Below are 16594 nucleotides of genomic sequence, written 5' to 3' on the forward strand. Positions count from 1 at the left end.
ACTTCGACGCTATGAATTTTCTAACGGACGGGAAGTTGAAGAGATGACGGTGCACACGGTGGATACCTATCCCGTAGCAATCGGAAAAAATCCTGAGCGCAGCCGCGAACACAACAGGCGAGTCGTCCTCGACATCGTCAGGCGGCACGGCTCGCTCGGTCGCGCCCAGTTAGCCAAGATCACGCATCTCACACCCCAGGCGGTCGCCAATATCGTCGATGAGCTGGTGGGCGAGGGACTCCTGAAAGAGCTTGGTCGCCGGCGCACCGGCAGGGGCCAGCCGCCGATACAATTTGCTGTCAACCCGGATGGTGGCGCAACGATCGGGGTTGAGATTGCCGCAGACCATATGGTCACCGTCGGTCTTGATCTGGCCGGCGTGTTGCGCACGCAGCGCGTTACCCCGCTCAAGGACACCACGCCGGACGCCATACTCAAAACCTTTGCGGCGGAGCATGCAGCGGTTGCGAAGAATGTCGGGTGCAGGCTGCTTGGCACCGGCGTTGTCATGCCCGGGCCTTTCGAGATTGACGGCATGACCTCTGTCGGTCCGACGACGCTTTCCGGCTGGGTGGGTATCGATGCCCGCCAGATGCTGAGCGATGCCTGCGGCCAACAGGTCGTGGTGGAAAACGATGCGACGGCCGCTGCCGTCGGCGAGCGCCTGTTCGGCGCAGGGCTGGCTATCCCGAATTTCTGCATGATCTATTTCGGCGTCGGCATTGGTCTCGGCATCATCCAGGATGGTTCGCCCTATCGCGGTGCTTTCGGCAACGCCGGCGAAATCGGCCATGTGACCGTCTCGCCCAAGGGAAGGCCTTGCCCGTCTTGCGGGCAAAGAGGTTGTCTGGAGGCCTATGCTTCCGTCTATGTGCTCAAGGAAAAGCTCGTCTGTGCCGGTGTTGCGGACACGGAGCTTGATGATCTTGAAGCCCTGTTCAGCGCGGGCAATCCGGTCGTGATGGAATGGATCGACGAGGCAGCCGTCCATCTGGCGCCCATGGTGGCGATGCTCGAGAACATTCTCGATCCGCAGACGGTCATTCTCGGCGGTGCGCTGCCTGAAAACATCATCAGCGAGATCATTGCGCGGATGGGGCATCTGCCGACTTCGGTTGCAAGCCGGCGGCAAAGAGAGTTGCCGCGCGTCATCCACGGCAAGTCCGGACAGTTGACGGCGGCGCTTGGTGCTGCCGCCTTGCCGCTGTTCGACATTGTCACACCAAAACTTGAGACGTCCCTGGGCGCCGCAGCGCAGGTGCCCGGCTGAATATTGGAGGAGACCGCCCATGCTTAACCCCCGGGAGCGCATCGAACGGCAGATGGCCGATCCATGGCTCGTGCGTCTGCACCGTAGACTGAGCGCACTGAAATCCACTGTCACCGTCATGCACACCGGTGCGCATCCGGACGACGAGCAGAACGGTCTTCTTGCCTATTTCCGGATGGAACTGGGCATGCGGATCATCATCGCCTGCTCGACGCGCGGTGAAGGCGGGCAGAATGCGCTTGGGCCGGAGCGGCTGGGCGCGCTTGGTGTCATCCGGTCGCGGGAGCTGGAGGAGGCGGCCCGCATCATCGATGCGGACATAAGCTGGCTCGGCCATGGCCCGGCGGATATCATCCACGACTTCGGCTTCTCCAAGGATGGCGACCAGACCTTTGGTCGATGGGGGCAGCAGCGCATCGTCGAGCGGCTGGTGCGCGCCTATCGCAAGGAACGGCCCGATATCGTCATTCCGACATTTCTCGATGTGCCGGGACAACACGGGCATCACCGCGCCATGACGCGCGCGGCGAAAAGCGCAATCGCGCTGGCGGCTGATCCTGCCGCCTATCCCGAGCATTTCTCCGAGGGGCTGAAGCCGTGGAAGGTGGCCAAATATTATCTTCCTGCATGGTCTGGTGGTGGTGACACCTATGATGACGAGGTGCCTCCGCCGGAAACGACGCTGACAGTCAAGGCGGTGGGCAAGGAGCGGGCAACCGGCGCGCAATATGACCGCATCGGCGAATGGTCGCGTTATTATCATGCCTCACAGGGAATGGGGCATTGGCCGAAGCGGGCGCAGGAAGCATGGCCACTGCATCTGGAACTCTCCAACGTCGCAGTCGGTGAGGAAAGCTCGATCCTCGACAGCCTGCCGTCGTCGCTGGCTGATCTCTCGGCTTTTCCGGGTCTTACCGCCGATTTGGAAAAGGCGCTGGTTGCAGCCGAACAGGCAATCACTGACGCAATCGATGCCTTTCCCGACACGCAGCGGATCACGGCCTCACTTCTGACGGCGGCAGCCCTTTTGCAAGAGGTCGACGAGGCCGCAGCGCAGGACTTCAGAGAGTTGCATGGGCACCGGATCGCGCGCAAACGGACGCAGGTCGATGCCGCTATCCTGACAGCGCTCGATCTTTTCGAGCGGGCCTATGCCGAGCCAGCCGAGATCGTTCCGGGTGGGACGTCATCTCTCTATGTGGAACTCGCGGGAAAGGCGGCTGAATTTGACGTTGAGGTTACCCCGGTCCTTCCGGCTGGCGTATCGTCTTCGGTTCAGTCGCGTGGCCAGACAATGGTCTTCTCGCTTGCCGCCGATCAGGACGCGGCCGTTTCCGGGCTTTACCAGCCCGACTGGAAAGCCTCAGGCGGCAATGGTCATGCCTCGGTGCGCCTGTCCGTAAGGATTGGAGGCAGGGAGGTTTCGGCCGCTTTCGATCTGGAGGAGCCGTTTTTCGTGACGCCGGCGCAGTCGCTGACGATTTCGCCCGATGCGCTTCTGGTTCCACTTGGACAGGGGCAGGATTCCCATGTTTTTCAGGCACACATAAAGGGTGCCGATGCCCCGCTGTCTTTCAGGAGTACGGGTGGCTGGAACCTGCGCAAGACCGGCAATGACTGGATTGCCGAGCGTACCGGTGAGGCAGCGGTTGGCCTTGCCCAGATCGAAGCGCTTGTCGGTTCACAACCTGCCTTCCAGATCACGCCCATCGCATATCCGCATATAGGCCGGGCGCGGTTTCTGGCACCCTCCGCTCTGAAAATCCTCTCGCTCGATCTCAAGCTGCCCGAGGGCGCGCGCGTCGGTTATGTCGGCGGCGGTGCCGACCGGGTCGGGTCATGGCTTTCGCGCATGGGTCTTGATGTCACAGAACTCGATGCGCAGGCGCTTGGCGGTGATCTCTCGTCCTTCACGACAATCGTTGTCGGCATCTTCGCCTTCGGCATTCGCAAGGATCTGGCTGCGGCAACCGAAAGGCTTCACCGCTTCGTCGAAGAAGGCGGCCATCTTGTCACGCTCTATCACCGTCCAACCGACGGATGGAATCCCGAGACGACGCCCGTCAGGCGGCTTGAGATCGGTAAGCCTTCCCTGCGTTGGCGGGTGACGGACACAAATGCGGAGGTGACGGTGCTATTGCCCGATCATCCATTGCTTGTCGGGCCCAACACGATCGGTGCTGCCGACTGGACGGGCTGGGACAAGGAGCGCGGGCTCTATTTCGCTGCGCGCTGGGATGATGCTTATGAACCCCTGCTCGCCATGCACGATGTCGATGAACAGCCTCTGAAAGGGGCGCTGGTCTCGGCGGCCATTGGAAGGGGCCGGCATACGCATACAAGCCTCGTGCTGCACCACCAGATGGACAAGCTGGTGCCGGGGGCATTTCGCCTCATGGCCAACCTTGTGCAACCCGCGTGAATGGCCAGGACCAGATTGAAAAACAGGAAAACCCGCGCGAAAACGATGCTCGCGCGGGCATCGGTTGGCTGCTCATGGATATGGCCCTCGTTTCGGGTGGAATGACAGCCCTCGTCAAGGCGCAGGGTGTGACCTATCCGGCATTCCAGCTCGTCTTCATAAGAGCGATGATCGGCCTGATCTTCATCCTGCCGCTTATCTGGCAACACCGGGGGGAAATGGCGCGCGTCAAATATCCCTGGCGCAACCTTTTCCGAATCTGCTGCAACGCCATTGCACTCACGAGCAACTTCGTCGCCATCACCCTCTTGCCGCTCGCCACCGTCAATGCTGTCGGCTTCTCACGCCCGCTGGTGACGATGGCCATGGCGGTTGTCTTTCTCGGTGAAAAGGTAAGCCGATATCGCTGGGTCGGCGCTTGCCTCGCATTTGTTGGCGTTCTTGTAGTCATCGGGCCGGGCGGCGCGGAGATTAACGCAGGCGTGCTCGTCGTCCTCGTCTCCGTCGTGTTCGGCGCGCTTGCGGTGATCCAGACCCGGGCGCTGCGGCAGGAAAACACCACTGTCATGATGGTGTTCTACACGGTGGGTCTTGCCGTCATTACCGCCGTTCCGGCGATCTGGACGTGGAAACCGGTCATGCCGCTCGACTGGGTGGCGCTGCTCGCCATCGGCCTGCTTGCGCAAATGGGGCAATATTGCTTCCTGCGGGCCTATCGCATCGCTGACGCCAGTGTTCTGGCGCCCGTTGGATATCTGTCGATTTTGTTCGTGACCGCTGTGGGATACTTCCTGTTTGACGAGGTGCCCGAAGCCCGTGTTGTTCTTGGCATTGCCATCATTCTCGTCTCCTTGCAGGCAACCGCCTTTGCGGAATATCTTTTGAAGAAGTTGCGCGGCCGGCGGTGAAAGGTGCCGCTTTTATCTTTGACGCGCCAGAACGCTCAGCCGGATCCAGCCCAGTGTCGCGCGCTTGAAGCGATCGTAAAACGAACGGGCAAAGCGCACATATCGCATGATCCATGCGAACCAGGCGTAGGTGAGGAGCTTCTCCCGACCGGCGTGGTAAATGCGCTCGACAATCAGGAATGTGGCGAGGTGAGCGAGGATCGTCAGCGCAATTCCTGTTTTGACGGTGCCGTGCGCGATGAGGAGCAGGCCGATGATTTTCATCGGTTCGGCGATGGCAAATGGCACCGCCAGCAAAAGAAGAATGGCGAGACGCGGCAATCCGCCAATCCGGCTTTCCAGTTTCCTGATGAATGTCAGTCTGGATATTGCCTTGATGATCGGCCGATAGAGCGGGCGAAACATGCCGTCGAGGATCAGGGCAAACACGATGATTGCCCGAAGCGGAAAGATGAGGATCTTCCTGATTTTGTTGTTCACCTCATTCGGTCTCCAAAAGGGGCTGTATGGCCAATTCTTAATCGCCTGAAACGTGGCAAAACGAAGTTGTTTTTTACGATCTGCTCTGCTGAACGCTCGCATACATGCCGGTGGTGCGGAATTCGCTTGGATTGATGCCATATAGCCTGCGGAAGACCTTCGAGAAATAGTTCGGGTCTTCGAAGCCGCATAGCACGGATACCTCCTTGATGGGGATGTTTTCGGCTGTGGTGAGAAGCTTGGCTGCCCGCCTCAACCGTCGCTGCAATACAAATTCGGCCGGTGGCAGGCCTTCGCTTGCCGTGAAGATGCGGGAAAAATGCGCACGGCTGAGGCCGGCGACGGCGGCAAGATCGCTGACGGAAAGACGCTCTCCGAGATGCCCGTCTATATAGCTCAGCACCTGCTGCATGGTGCGATATTCACCGCCAAAGGAGGGATGCGAGCCGAACACGTCGTCATAAAGCGTCATCGCCGCTTCATAGGCGACGGCGGAGGCCGCACCTGGTGTTTCCGCGCCGTTGACGAGGCGCGAGCAACAATGGGCGAGATGATCGACGGTTTCCTGTTGCAGCTTGAGGATCGGCCCGGTGACGGCAAGAATATTGCGGTGAATGCGCAAGGCCTCTTCGCCATTCATGGAGATCCAGAAGAACTCCCATTGCTTTCCCGCTTCCAGCCAGTAGCGATGATTGTGCGGGATGAGCAGGAGGAGAGTTTCGCCCGGCTTCACCACGTAATGACGGTTTTCGTAACGAAGGTTTCCCTGTCCGCCAATGCAATATTGCAGCACAGTGAATGGTGTCTGTCCGCGCTTTCGTCCGTCCCAGTCATAATTGCCACTGCTGCGGATTTCATAGCCGCTGCTGGTGGGCATTGTGTGCAGGGTCTGGCGGCCGCGGGGCAGCGAGACGGTCCGCATCCCGGGCCCCTGATCGATCAAATCTTGCAGCACAAAATTACCCATGAAAGCATAATCCTTCTCTGGTTCCGCTCGTCATTATACGCATAATCCCGAACCGAGGAGACAGCCAGTACGATATTGTTGCGGAGAATTTTTCAGGAGTGCCGGTTTTCCGGGGTTCTTACAGGTATATTCTCGCATCGCCTTATTATGATCGTTTGGCCCGTTTCACCCGTTCGATTTGCAACAGAGGTGGCGTTATGAGTTTCAAAATCGCTATAATCGGCGCCGGAAGCGTCGGATTCACGAAAAAACTGTTCACCGATCTTTTGTGCGTGCCGGAGTTTCGCGACATCGAGGTCGCGCTGACGGATATCAGCCAGCACAATCTGGATATGATCAGGGCGATCCTCGACAAGGTCGTGGAGGCCAACGGTTTTCCGGTGAAAGTGACAGCGCATACCGATCGCCGTCGCGCGCTTGAGGGTGCGAAATACATCATAAGCTGTGTGCGGGTCGGCGGTCTGGAAGCCTATGCGGACGACATCCGTATTCCGCTGAAATACGGGATCGACCAGTGCGTCGGTGACACCATCTGCGCCGGCGGCATTCTCTATGGCCAGCGTAACATTCCGGTCATTCTGGATTTCTGCAAGGATATCCGCGAGGTCGCCGCACCCGGTGCCAAGTTCCTGAATTACGCCAACCCCATGGCCATGAATACATGGGCAGCCATCGAATACGGCAAGGTGGATACGGTTGGTCTTTGCCACGGTGTGCAGCACGGTGCGGAGCAGATCGCTGAAATTTTCGGCGCAAAATCCCCGTCCGAACTTGATTACATCTGCTCGGGCATCAACCACCAGACATGGTTCATCGATCTGAGGCTGAATGGCCGCAAGATCGGCAAAGAAGAGCTGGTCGCCGCTTTCGAGGCGCATCCGGTTTTCTCACAGCAGGAAAAGCTGCGCATCGACGTGCTTAAGCGCTTCGGTGTCTACTCGACGGAGAGCAACGGCCATCTGTCCGAATATCTGCCGTGGTACCGTAAGCGCCCGGATGAAATCGCCCGCTGGATCGATATGTCGGACTGGATTCACGGCGAAACCGGCGGTTATCTGCGCCACTCCACCGAGACGCGGAACTGGTTCGAAACGGAATTCCCGCAGTTCCTGGCGTCAGCCGCCAAGCCCATCGAACCGGAGAAGCGCTCCAACGAACATGCGAGCCACATTCTGGAAGCGCTTGAAACCGGGCGTGTCTATCGCGGCCACTTCAACGTCAAGAACAATGGCGTCATAACCAACCTTCCTTCTGATGCGATCATTGAGTCGCCCGGTTTCGTGGATCGTTTCGGCATCAACATGGTCTCGGGTATCACGCTGCCGGAAGCCTGCGCAGCGACCTGCATGGCGTCCATCAACGTGCAGCGCATGTCGGTACATGCGGCGGTCAGCGGCGATATCGATCTTCTGAAGCTTGCCGTGCTGCATGACCCGCTGGTCGGCGCCGTCGCCACTCCGGAGGAGGTCTGGCAGATGGTGGACGAGATGGTCGTCGCACAGGCGCGCTGGCTGCCGCAATATGCGGATGCCGTGCCTGATGCCAAGGAGCGGCTTGCGAAATCCACCGTCAAGACCCGCGACTGGGCGGGTGCGGCGCGCCGCAATGTGCGCTCAATCGAGGAACTACGGGCCGAGAAATCGGCGCTGAAAAAGGCCGTTTGAAGGAAAAGGCATGGGAACAGGCCGGTGGTGAAAAGGGAGTTCGCCGCCGTGGCTATCGCGACAACAGAGGGTGGGCGGTCGAAGAGCTGCCATTTGGGAGGAATGACGATGCAACTTCAACGCAAGATCGGTATCATCTCGGCATTGGGTCTTGGTGTTTCGATGATCGCACTCAGTGCGAACGCCTTCGAAACCACCACGCCGCCGGAGCCGCCGCAGTTTCCGGCGGAAGGCAAGATCAATTATGTGGCGCGCGACTCGATCCTCGAATTCAAGGCCCTGCCTGATTACAGCGAGCCGGACTGGATCACCGAAAAATTCGAGAAGACAGGCAAGCTGCCGCCCTTGAAGGAACGCTTGCCTGAGGAGCCGCTGGTCTACAAGACCGGCAACATGGTGGATGGCATCGGCGTTTATGGCGATACGATGCGCCATGTGATCGGCGGACGGCCCGAAGGCTGGAACTACATTGCCGGCCAGAGCCAGGGCTGGGGCGGCATCGATATTGCGCTTTCCGAATGCCTGACGCGCACAGCGCCGCTGTTTCAGGTGAATGCCAAGGACACCGAACCGCTGCCCAATCTCGCCAAAGGCTGGGAATGGTCGCAGGATGGCCACAAGCTGACGATGCATCTGGTCAAGGGTGCCAAATGGTCTGACGGTGTGCCGTTCAACGCCGATGACGTCATATTCTACTGGGAAGACGCGGTTCTCGATCCCAACGTGTCGCCGCTCGGCGGCGGCGCGTCGCCTGAAGCCTTCGGCGAAGGCACCACGCTCAAAAAGATCGATGACTATACGGTGGAGTGGACTTTCAAGACCGCTTTCCCGAAGCAATATCTCTATACCATGGCTTATCCGAGCTTCTGCCCCGGACCGGCGCATATTCTGAAACCACAGCACCCGAAATATTCCAAGAACACCTATAACCAGTTCAAGAACGCCTTTCCGCCGGAATATATGAACATGCCTGTCATGGGTGGTTGGGTGCCGGTGGAATATCGCCCCGACGACATCATCGTGCTCAGGCGCAATCCATACTACTGGAAGGTCGACGAGAAGGGCCAGCAGCTGCCTTATCTCAACGAGCTTCATTACAAGCTCTCCACCTGGGCCGATCGCGATGTGCAGGCTGTGGCGGGATCGGGCGATTTCTCCAATCTCGAACAGCCGGAAAATTTCGTCGCTTCGCTGAAACGCGCAGCTGACCCGAATGCGCCGGCTCGCCTTGCCTTCGGGCCACGCCTGATCGGCTATAACCTGCAGATGAACTTTTCCGCCAATGGCTGGGGCAATCCGGACGAGCGCGGGCAGGCCATTCGCGAGCTGAACCGCAACGAGGTGTTCCGTCAGGCGGTGACCTCGGCCCTCGACCGCAAGGCAATCGGCGACTCGCTCGTCAAGGGCCCGTTCACGGCGATCTATCCGGGTGGCATTTCCTCGGGCACCGGTTTTTACGATCGCAATTCCACGGTCTATTACCCCTTCAACCTTAAGGAAGCGAAAGCCGCCCTTGCATCAATCGGCCTGAAGGACACCGATGGCGACGGCTTCTTGAACTTCCCGAAGGAGACACTGGGCGGACGAAACGTCGAGATCATTCTTCTGGTCAATAACGGCTACACAACGGACAAGAGCATTGCGGAAGGCCTTGTCGGGCAAATGGCGAAACTTGGCCTTCGCCTCGTCATCAACAGCCTTGATTCCAACCAGCGCGATGCGGCCCATTATGGCGGTCAGTTCGACTGGCTGGTGCGCCGCAACTCCACCGAGCTTTCGTCCGTGGTGCAGAATACCGAGCAGTTGGCACCCGTTGGCCCGCGCACCAGCTGGAACCATCGCGCACCTGAAGGCAAGGAACTGGATCTGATGCCGTTCGAAAAGGAGATGGCCGATATCGTGCGCAAATTCATCTCCTCGCAGGACAATGCCGAGCGGGCGGAACTGATGAAGCAATATCAGAAGGTCTACACGCAGAACCTCTACACGATCGGGCTTACCGAATATCCCGGCGCGCTCATCGTGAACAAGCGGTTCTCGAATGTGCCGCAGGGCACGCCGATCTTCATGTTCAACTGGGCTGAAGACGCCATCATCCGCGAACGCCTTTGGGTCGCGGCCGACAAGCAGGGCAAATACGAGCTTTTCCCCGAGCAGCTTCCCGGCAAGCCGGGTGAGGGCGGCCCGATCAACTAGAACTCCTCCCGGAGAAAACCCGGTACCGGTCGCGCGTGAAGCGCGGCCGGAGACACACGGACTAGCCAAGCGGAGGATACCCGTTCGATGCTGAGATTCCTGACAATACGCATAGGCTCCGCCATTCCGGTGCTGCTTATCCTGAGCGTGGTGACATTCGCCATCATTCAGGCGCCACCCGGCGACTATGCCGACTACATCCGCTCCCAACTGATGAACCAGGGCGGCGCGTCCTTCGAACAGGCGGAAGCGCAGGCGCAGGCCTACCGCATCGAACACGGTCTCGATAAGCCGATCGTCGTGCAATATTTCAACTGGATCGGCGGTATCATCACACGCGGCGATTTCGGCTACAGCTTCTATTACAACAAGCCGGTTGCCGATGTGGTCGGCGAACGCCTGCCGCGCACCATCGCACTCGCCCTTGTCTGCCACATTCTTTCATCGCTTCTCGGCATCGGTTTCGGCATCTGGGCTGCCACCAGACAATATTCCTGGATCGATAATCTGCTTTCGACCGTCGCCTTCCTCGGCATGACCATTCCGCGCTTCCTGATGGCGCTGATCCTCGTCTACCTGATGGTGTTTCATTTCGACGTGTCGGAAATCGGCAGCTTCTTTTCGCCGCAATATGGCGGTGCGCCATGGTCATGGGGGAAGTTCGTCGATCTCGTCAGCCATGTCTGGCCGGTGGTTGCCATCGCCGTTTTCGGTGGCCTTGCCTATAATATGCGGGTGATGCGCGGCAATCTGCTGGACACGCTGAACGCCCAATATGTGGAGACGGCGCGCGCCAAGGGCCTTTCGGAAGGCGCGGTCATCATGCGCCACGCCGTGCCGAACGCCGTGCATCCGCTCATTATGTATCAGGGCGTCGTGCTGCCCTACATGCTGAGCGGCGAAATCGAAACTGCGATCATCTTTGCGCTGCCGACCGTCGGTCCCGCCATCGTCGGGTCCATGGCGGTCGGCGATGTCTATGTCACCGCAACCTTCATGATGGTGCTGGCCGCCACGCTCATCGTCGGCAACATCATCGCCGACATGCTGCTCGCCATGCTCGACCCGCGTGTGCGCGAATTCGGGAGGGCTTGAGATGGTGGCCGTTGACGAACTCAAGAATGAATCGGCTGCCGCAGCGAAGCCCGAGCGGGGTGTTCAGGGTAACGAGACCTATCTCGCTCTGGTGTGGCGGCGCCTCAGACGCTCTTTCACCGGCATGGTGGGGCTGGTGCTGGTGGTGCTGTTGATCACGATCTCAGTCTTCGCCGATTTCTTCGCGCCGATGAACCCGCTTGAAACCAATGACAGTTTCTCCCCGCCGCAGGTGGTGCGGTTCTCCGACAAGGACGGCAATATCAGCCTGTTCCCTCGGGTCTATGCCACCGCTGAAACGGACGAGCTCGATCCGGTGACCTTCCAGCCTATCGTCGGCCCGGATTACGACAATCCGCTTTATCTCGGCTTTTTCGTGAAAGGCGCGGAATATCGGCTGTTCGGCCTCATCCCGGCAAACCGGCACTTCTTCGGCACCACGGACGGGCAGCCGGTGCATTTTCTCGGAACCGACAAGTTCGGACGCGATGTGCTGTCACGCGCCATTTATGGATCGCGCATCTCGCTTGCCATCGCGCTCAGTGTCGTCACCATCGTTACCGTCATCGGCACCAGCGTCGGGTTGATCTCAGGATATTTCGGCGGGCCGCTGGATGCCTGGGTGCAGCGTTTCGTGGAAGTGGTTCTGGCCTTTCCACAATTGCCGCTCTATCTCGCCTTGACGTCGCTCATCCCGGTCACCGCCCCGACAACTGTTTTCCTCCTCTTCGTGGTCGGCGTCATGTCAGCGCTCGGCTGGGCGCAGATGTCTCGCGAGGTGCGCGGCAAGACGCTGGCGCTGGCGCGTATCGATTATGTCCGCGCCGCGATTGCCGTCGGCGCCACCGACCGGCGCATTATCTTCCAGCACATCCTGCCGAATGTGATGAGCCATGTGATCGTTGCCGTCACGCTGCATATTCCAAGCGTCGTGCTGCTCGAATCCTTCCTTGGCTTTCTCGGTTTCGCGGTCAAGCCGCCGCTGATCTCCTGGGGGCTGATGCTTCAGGATACGGCCACCTATTCTGTCATTGGTTCCTATCCATGGATCCTTGCGCCGGTCGGCTTTGTGCTGGTCACCGTTTTTGCCTTCAACGCGCTGGGCGATGGCCTTCGCGATGCTGTCGATCCCTATTGAGAGGAGCGTAACATGGTTGCTGCACAGAACACCTACGCCCCTGCCATCCGCTTCGATGCTGATAATCGAAACGACCAGGCCATCATCGATGCACGCAATATTGCCGTGACTTTCAAGGTTGAGCACGGCACGGTGGAGGCAGTGAAGGACATTTCCTTCCAGCTTTACCGGGGGGAGACGATCGCCATCGTTGGCGAATCCGGTTCGGGAAAATCGGTGACCGCCCGCACCATCATGGGGCTTTTGACGAAGCGGGCCTCGGTTTCGAAAACCGCGACCGTGCGCTTCAACGGCGACGACATCCTGAAATTTTCAAGCCGCGAGCGGCGGGCGTTGCGCGGCAACCGTATCTCGATGATCTTTCAGGAGCCGATGAGTTCGCTGAACCCGATCTATACGATCGGCAGTCAGATCGTCGAGGCGATCCGCGTCCACTCGAAGCTGAGCAGGAAGCAGGCCGAAGCGAGGGCGCTCGATCTTTTGCGGCAGGTGCAGATTCCGGAACCCGAGGCGCGGCTGAAGCAATATCCGCACCAGCTTTCAGGCGGTCAACGGCAGCGTGTCATGATCGCCATGGCGCTCTCCAACGATCCGGATGTTCTGATCGCCGACGAACCCACCACAGCACTGGATGTGACAGTACAGGCGCAGATCCTCAACCTCATACGCGATCTGCAGAAGAAGCGCGGCATGGCCGTGGTGCTCATCACCCATGACCTGACGATCGTGAAGCAGTTTTCCGATTACGTCTACGTCATGCAGCATGGCGAGATGCGTGAGCACAACACCACTGAGCGGCTGTTTGCAGCGCCGAAGCACCCCTATACCCGAAAGCTGCTTGCTTCCGAGCCGCATGGTACCGCCAAACCATTGCCGGAAAATTCCGGTGTGCTGCTGACGGCGAATGGCGTGCGGGTGTCGTTCATGATGCGCTACGGTGGCCTGTTCAAGCCGGAATTGAAGGAACTGATTGCTGTCGACGATCTTGGTCTTACCCTCAAGCGCCATGAAACGCTGGGAATTGTCGGAGAATCCGGGTCTGGCAAAACGACCTTTGGCCAATCCCTGTTGCGGCTGAACGAGCCGGTGGCCGGAGAGGTGATTTTCGATGGCGAGAGGGTCGACGGCCGCTCCCGGTCTCAAATGCGGCCTCTGCGCTCTCGCATGCAGGTCGTCTTTCAGGACCCTTTCGCCTCGCTCAATCCACGCATGACCATCGGCCAGATCATCGAGGAAGGGCTGGTCATCAACGGGCTTGGTAAAACCAAGGCCGAAAGGCTGGAGCGGGTGCGCGACGCGCTGGAGGCGGCGGGCATGCCCGGCAACATCCTCTCGCGTTTCCCGCACGAGTTTTCCGGCGGCCAGCGCCAGCGCATTGCCATTGCGCGTGCAGTCGCGCTGGAGCCGGAATTCATCCTGCTCGACGAGCCAACCTCGGCGCTCGACCTTTCCGTTCAGGCGCAGATCATCGACCTGCTGCGCAAGCTGCAGGACGAGCGGGGCTTGAGCTACCTGTTCATCTCGCACGACCTGAAGGTCGTTCGCGCTCTCTGCCACCGCGTCATCGTCATGCAGCGCGGCAGGATCGTGGAGGAAGGCCCCGTCGAGGAGGTGCTGAACCGTCCGAAAACCGAATACACCCAGCGGCTCGTCCGGGCCGCCTTTGAAATCGCATAGTTCAAGATGCCGGAGGCAAATATGGCACGAGATCCCAAGATCACATTTATCGGCGCAGGTTCCACGGTGTTCATGAAGAACATCATCGGCGACGTGCTGCAACGTCCAGCCCTTTCAGGCGCAACGATCGCGCTGATGGACATCAACCGGGAAAGGCTGGAAGAAAGCGCCATCGTCGTCAACAAGCTGATTTCGACGCTCGGGGCAAAAGCGAAAGCCGAGACTTTTACAGACCAGAAAAAGGCGCTCGCCGGTGCCGATTTCGTCGTCGTCGCCTTCCAGATCGGCGGATACGAGCCCTGCACAGTCACCGACTTCGAGGTGCCGCGCAAATATGGCCTGCGCCAGACCATTGCCGATACGCTTGGTGTCGGCGGCATCATGCGGGGCCTGCGCACCGTGCCGCATCTGTGGAAGATTTGCGAGGATATGCTCGCCGTCTGCCCCAATGCGATCATGCTGCAATATGTCAACCCGATGGCGATCAACACCTGGGCGATTGCGGAAAAATACCCGACCATCCGGCAGGTCGGCCTTTGCCATTCGGTGCAGGGCACGGCCATGGAACTCGCCCATGACCTCGATATTCCCTATGAGGAAATCCGCTATCGTTCGGCCGGCATCAACCACATGGCGTTTTTCCTGGAATTCGAGCACCGCCAGCCTGATGGCAGCTACAAGAACCTCTATCCCGATCTCGTGCGCGGCTATCGCGAAGGCCGTGCGCCGAAGCCCGGCTGGAACCCGCGCTGCCCCAACAAGGTGCGGTACGAGATGCTGACGCGTCTCGGCTACTTCGTCACCGAAAGCTCCGAGCATTTCGCCGAATACACACCCTATTTCATCAAGGAGGGGCGCGAGGATCTGATCGAGAAATTCGGTATTCCGCTCGATGAATATCCCAAGCGCTGCATCGAGCAGATCGAGCGCTGGAAGGGGCAGGCGGCTGCCTATCGCTCAGCCGAGAAGATCGAGGTCAAGCAATCCAAGGAATATGCCTCCTCCATCATCAACTCGGTCTGGACCGGCGAACCGTCTGTCATCTACGGCAACCAGCGCAACAATGGCTGCATCACCTCGCTGCCATCAGATTGCGCTGCGGAAGTGCCCTGCCTTGTCGATCATAACGGCGTGCAACCAACCTTCATCGGGGAATTGCCGCCGCAGCTGACCGCGCTGATGCGCACAAACATCAATGTGCAGGAGCTGACGGTGCGGGCGCTGATGAGCGAAAACCGCGAGCATATCTTCCACGCGGCGATGATGGACCCCCATACGGCAGCGGAACTCGATCTCGACCAGATCTGGTCGCTGGTGGATGATCTGCTTGTCGCGCACCGGGACTGGTTGCCGGAATGGACGCAGGTGGAGGTGAAGCGCGCTCGCGCGGTGTAAGCTCGCTTCGCAGAACTGCTGAATGCAAAAGGCCGTGGGATTCATCCACGGCCTTTTTCGGTTTCACCTATGCCCCCACGACGGCAACGGTGGACGGCTTTTCTCGCCCATTTCCGAATGTGTTAAATTAATTGTGTTCGGTAAGGGTATGTTCGCCTTACGTGAATACCCTTATGAGGGCGGATAAAAGCGGCCATGTTCAGGAGTAGCAAATGAATATCGCACCAAGTCTGTCACTGGCAGTCATGATTGCCCTGGTCGCGACGCCGTCTCTTTCTTCGGAGGATATGGGCTCGGAGACAAGCCAAGCGATATTCGGTTTTGGCGGCGCCCTCACCACGGAAGACATGCTGAAAAGCGCAGCACTCATTCCGGTCGACTATGAGAAGAACGCCATTCTGGGTGGCGGTTATCAGTTCTATCCCTATCGCATTGGCAATGTGAAACTGGGCGGTGAAATTGGCGTTGCTGTCAGATTTGGCAAGGGTTTCACAGGTGAAGTCTGGGCGGGGCCTGTCGCGCGTTATGACAAGATCAGGCTCGGGGAACGGTTGTTCGTTTCGCCGAGTTTCACGGCGGGTCTGAGCCTCGTCTCGGATGCTCAGCCGGGGCGGGAGAGGCAAGAAGAAATCAAGGACAACGGCAACGCCAATGTCCTGTTTTACCTCGGCCCGGAAATCAATGTTTCCTTCAGCGAAGAATCCTCGACGGAGTTCTTCTGGCGGCTTCACCACCGTTCCGGCGGCGGCAAGACGCTGGGCAATATGAAGGGCGCGACGAATGCCAATGTGTTTGGCGTTCGCTACAAGTTCTGACGACGTGGTGCCGGTAGTGGCCCCCCGATATGACTGAATTTACGCCATACTTCCGTTTTTCCGCGCCCCTCGGAGGATGACCCTTGCATTCAGCGCATGGGTGGCCTGCCTTATTCTGTCTGTTCTTTGGTCCCGACAGGGCGCATATAAGGGACATCAAAGGACGCCGGAACGAAACGTTACTGACGTCGCCAACACCTTGAAAGGGTAATGTCATGAACGTAGCACGCAGCTTTAATAACTGGCGCAAGTATCGTCAGACCGTCAACGAACTGGGCCGCATGAGCAGCCGCGAACTGCACGATCTCGGTATCGACCGTAGCCAGATCAATAGCGTCGCCCGCGCCGCCGTCGGCAAGTAATCAGGCAGCTATTGCCGCTTTTGAATGACTAAACGCCCGCTTCGCGGGCGTTTTTGTTTTTGGCGAACCGTCGACGCTTGTGTCTCCCACGGGGCATGCCGTGCAAAGGCGAAGATCAGCCTGTTGCATTGATGTTTCGGGTTGGAAAAATCGCCATGCGTTTGATGCATGTCTGAGGTGCAAGCTTGTGTCTGTGAAATGCAGA

At 58.9% G+C, this 16594-nt stretch carries 13 protein-coding genes; 11 read left to right on the top strand and 2 right to left on the bottom strand.

What is annotated here, in order from left to right:
* The first annotated feature begins 43 nt into the window (after positions 1-43).
* Genes F617_RS0121685 through F617_RS0121695 form a run of 3 tightly spaced genes read left to right on the top strand, consistent with a single transcriptional unit; the run spans position 44 to position 4600 of the window.
* Entirely contained in the window at positions 44-1270 is a 1227-nt protein-coding gene (locus F617_RS0121685) for an ROK family transcriptional regulator (protein WP_013761100.1), read from the top strand.
* 19 nt (positions 1271-1289) lie between these two features.
* Positions 1290-3692 (top strand): PIG-L family deacetylase, encoded by a 2403-nt coding sequence (locus F617_RS0121690; RefSeq protein ID WP_019566691.1) that lies wholly within the window; start codon positions 1290-1292, stop codon positions 3690-3692.
* The gene (locus F617_RS0121695) at positions 3689-4600 is read left to right on the top strand and encodes a DMT family transporter (RefSeq protein ID WP_019566692.1); all 912 of its coding nucleotides are present in this window, start codon (positions 3689-3691) and stop codon (positions 4598-4600) included. The genes F617_RS0121690 and F617_RS0121695 overlap by 4 nt, the downstream gene beginning before the upstream one ends.
* A 12-nt stretch (positions 4601-4612) precedes the next feature.
* On the opposite strand, the gene F617_RS0121700 is transcribed toward F617_RS0121695, so the two are convergent.
* Both F617_RS0121700 and F617_RS0121705 read right to left on the bottom strand, forming a co-directional pair.
* On the bottom strand, positions 4613-5080 hold the full coding sequence (locus F617_RS0121700) for a hypothetical protein (protein ID WP_019566693.1): 468 nt from the start codon (positions 5078-5080) through the stop codon (positions 4613-4615).
* Positions 5081-5153: 73 nt separating this feature from the next.
* Positions 5154-6047 (bottom strand): AraC family transcriptional regulator, encoded by an 894-nt coding sequence (locus F617_RS0121705; protein WP_004431265.1) that lies wholly within the window; start codon positions 6045-6047, stop codon positions 5154-5156.
* A 197-nt stretch (positions 6048-6244) separates the two neighbouring features.
* On the opposite strand from F617_RS0121705, the gene F617_RS0121710 reads away from it, so the two are divergent.
* The 8 genes from F617_RS0121710 (at position 6245) to F617_RS28100 (ending at position 16389) form a co-directional block, all read left to right on the top strand.
* Positions 6245-7711 (top strand): alpha-glucosidase/alpha-galactosidase, encoded by a 1467-nt coding sequence (locus F617_RS0121710; RefSeq protein ID WP_026331006.1) that lies wholly within the window; start codon positions 6245-6247, stop codon positions 7709-7711.
* Positions 7712-7819: 108 nt separating this feature from the next.
* Positions 7820-9907: an ABC transporter substrate-binding protein gene (locus tag F617_RS0121715; RefSeq protein ID WP_019566695.1), complete on the top strand. Its 2088-nt coding sequence runs from the start codon at positions 7820-7822 to the stop codon at positions 9905-9907.
* A gap of 87 nt (positions 9908-9994) precedes the next feature.
* Positions 9995-11002, top strand: coding sequence for an ABC transporter permease (locus F617_RS0121720; RefSeq protein ID WP_019566696.1), 1008 nt, complete (start codon positions 9995-9997; stop codon positions 11000-11002).
* A gap of 1 nt (position 11003) precedes the next feature.
* Positions 11004-12140 (top strand): ABC transporter permease, encoded by a 1137-nt coding sequence (locus F617_RS0121725; RefSeq protein WP_013761093.1) that lies wholly within the window; start codon positions 11004-11006, stop codon positions 12138-12140.
* A 12-nt stretch (positions 12141-12152) separates the two neighbouring features.
* Complete coding sequence (locus F617_RS0121730) at positions 12153-13817, top strand: ABC transporter ATP-binding protein (RefSeq protein WP_019566697.1); 1665 nt, start codon at positions 12153-12155, stop codon at positions 13815-13817.
* 21 nt (positions 13818-13838) lie between these two features.
* A complete protein-coding gene (locus F617_RS0121735; protein ID WP_013761091.1) occupies positions 13839-15212 on the top strand; it encodes an alpha-glucosidase/alpha-galactosidase in 1374 nt (457 codons plus the stop codon).
* Between the two features lie 212 nt (positions 15213-15424).
* On the top strand, positions 15425-16027 hold the full coding sequence (locus F617_RS0121745) for a hypothetical protein (protein ID WP_019566700.1): 603 nt from the start codon (positions 15425-15427) through the stop codon (positions 16025-16027).
* A 215-nt stretch (positions 16028-16242) separates the two neighbouring features.
* Complete coding sequence (locus F617_RS28100; RefSeq protein WP_004431290.1) at positions 16243-16389, top strand: DUF1127 domain-containing protein; 147 nt, start codon at positions 16243-16245, stop codon at positions 16387-16389.
* Positions 16390-16594: the final 205 nt, after the last annotated feature.

The sequence above is a fragment of the Agrobacterium sp. 10MFCol1.1 genome (assembly GCF_000381165.1).
Taxonomy (GTDB): domain Bacteria; phylum Pseudomonadota; class Alphaproteobacteria; order Rhizobiales; family Rhizobiaceae; genus Agrobacterium; species Agrobacterium tumefaciens.

Coding starts and splice junctions, on each gene's coding strand:
- F617_RS0121745 (WP_019566700.1), top strand. CDS start 15,425: ATGAATATCGCACCAAGTCTGTCACTGGCAGTCATGATTGCCCTGGTC.
- F617_RS0121720 (WP_019566696.1), top strand. CDS start 9,995: ATGCTGAGATTCCTGACAATACGCATAGGCTCCGCCATTCCGGTGCTG.
- F617_RS0121690 (WP_019566691.1), top strand. CDS start 1,290: ATGCTTAACCCCCGGGAGCGCATCGAACGGCAGATGGCCGATCCATGG.
- F617_RS0121715 (WP_019566695.1), top strand. CDS start 7,820: ATGCAACTTCAACGCAAGATCGGTATCATCTCGGCATTGGGTCTTGGT.
- F617_RS0121685 (WP_013761100.1), top strand. CDS start 44: ATGACGGTGCACACGGTGGATACCTATCCCGTAGCAATCGGAAAAAAT.
- F617_RS28100 (WP_004431290.1), top strand. CDS start 16,243: ATGAACGTAGCACGCAGCTTTAATAACTGGCGCAAGTATCGTCAGACC.
- F617_RS0121710 (WP_026331006.1), top strand. CDS start 6,245: ATGAGTTTCAAAATCGCTATAATCGGCGCCGGAAGCGTCGGATTCACG.
- F617_RS0121730 (WP_019566697.1), top strand. CDS start 12,153: ATGGTTGCTGCACAGAACACCTACGCCCCTGCCATCCGCTTCGATGCT.
- F617_RS0121735 (WP_013761091.1), top strand. CDS start 13,839: ATGGCACGAGATCCCAAGATCACATTTATCGGCGCAGGTTCCACGGTG.
- F617_RS0121725 (WP_013761093.1), top strand. CDS start 11,004: ATGGTGGCCGTTGACGAACTCAAGAATGAATCGGCTGCCGCAGCGAAG.
- F617_RS0121705 (WP_004431265.1), bottom strand. CDS start 6,047: ATGGGTAATTTTGTGCTGCAAGATTTGATCGATCAGGGGCCCGGGATG.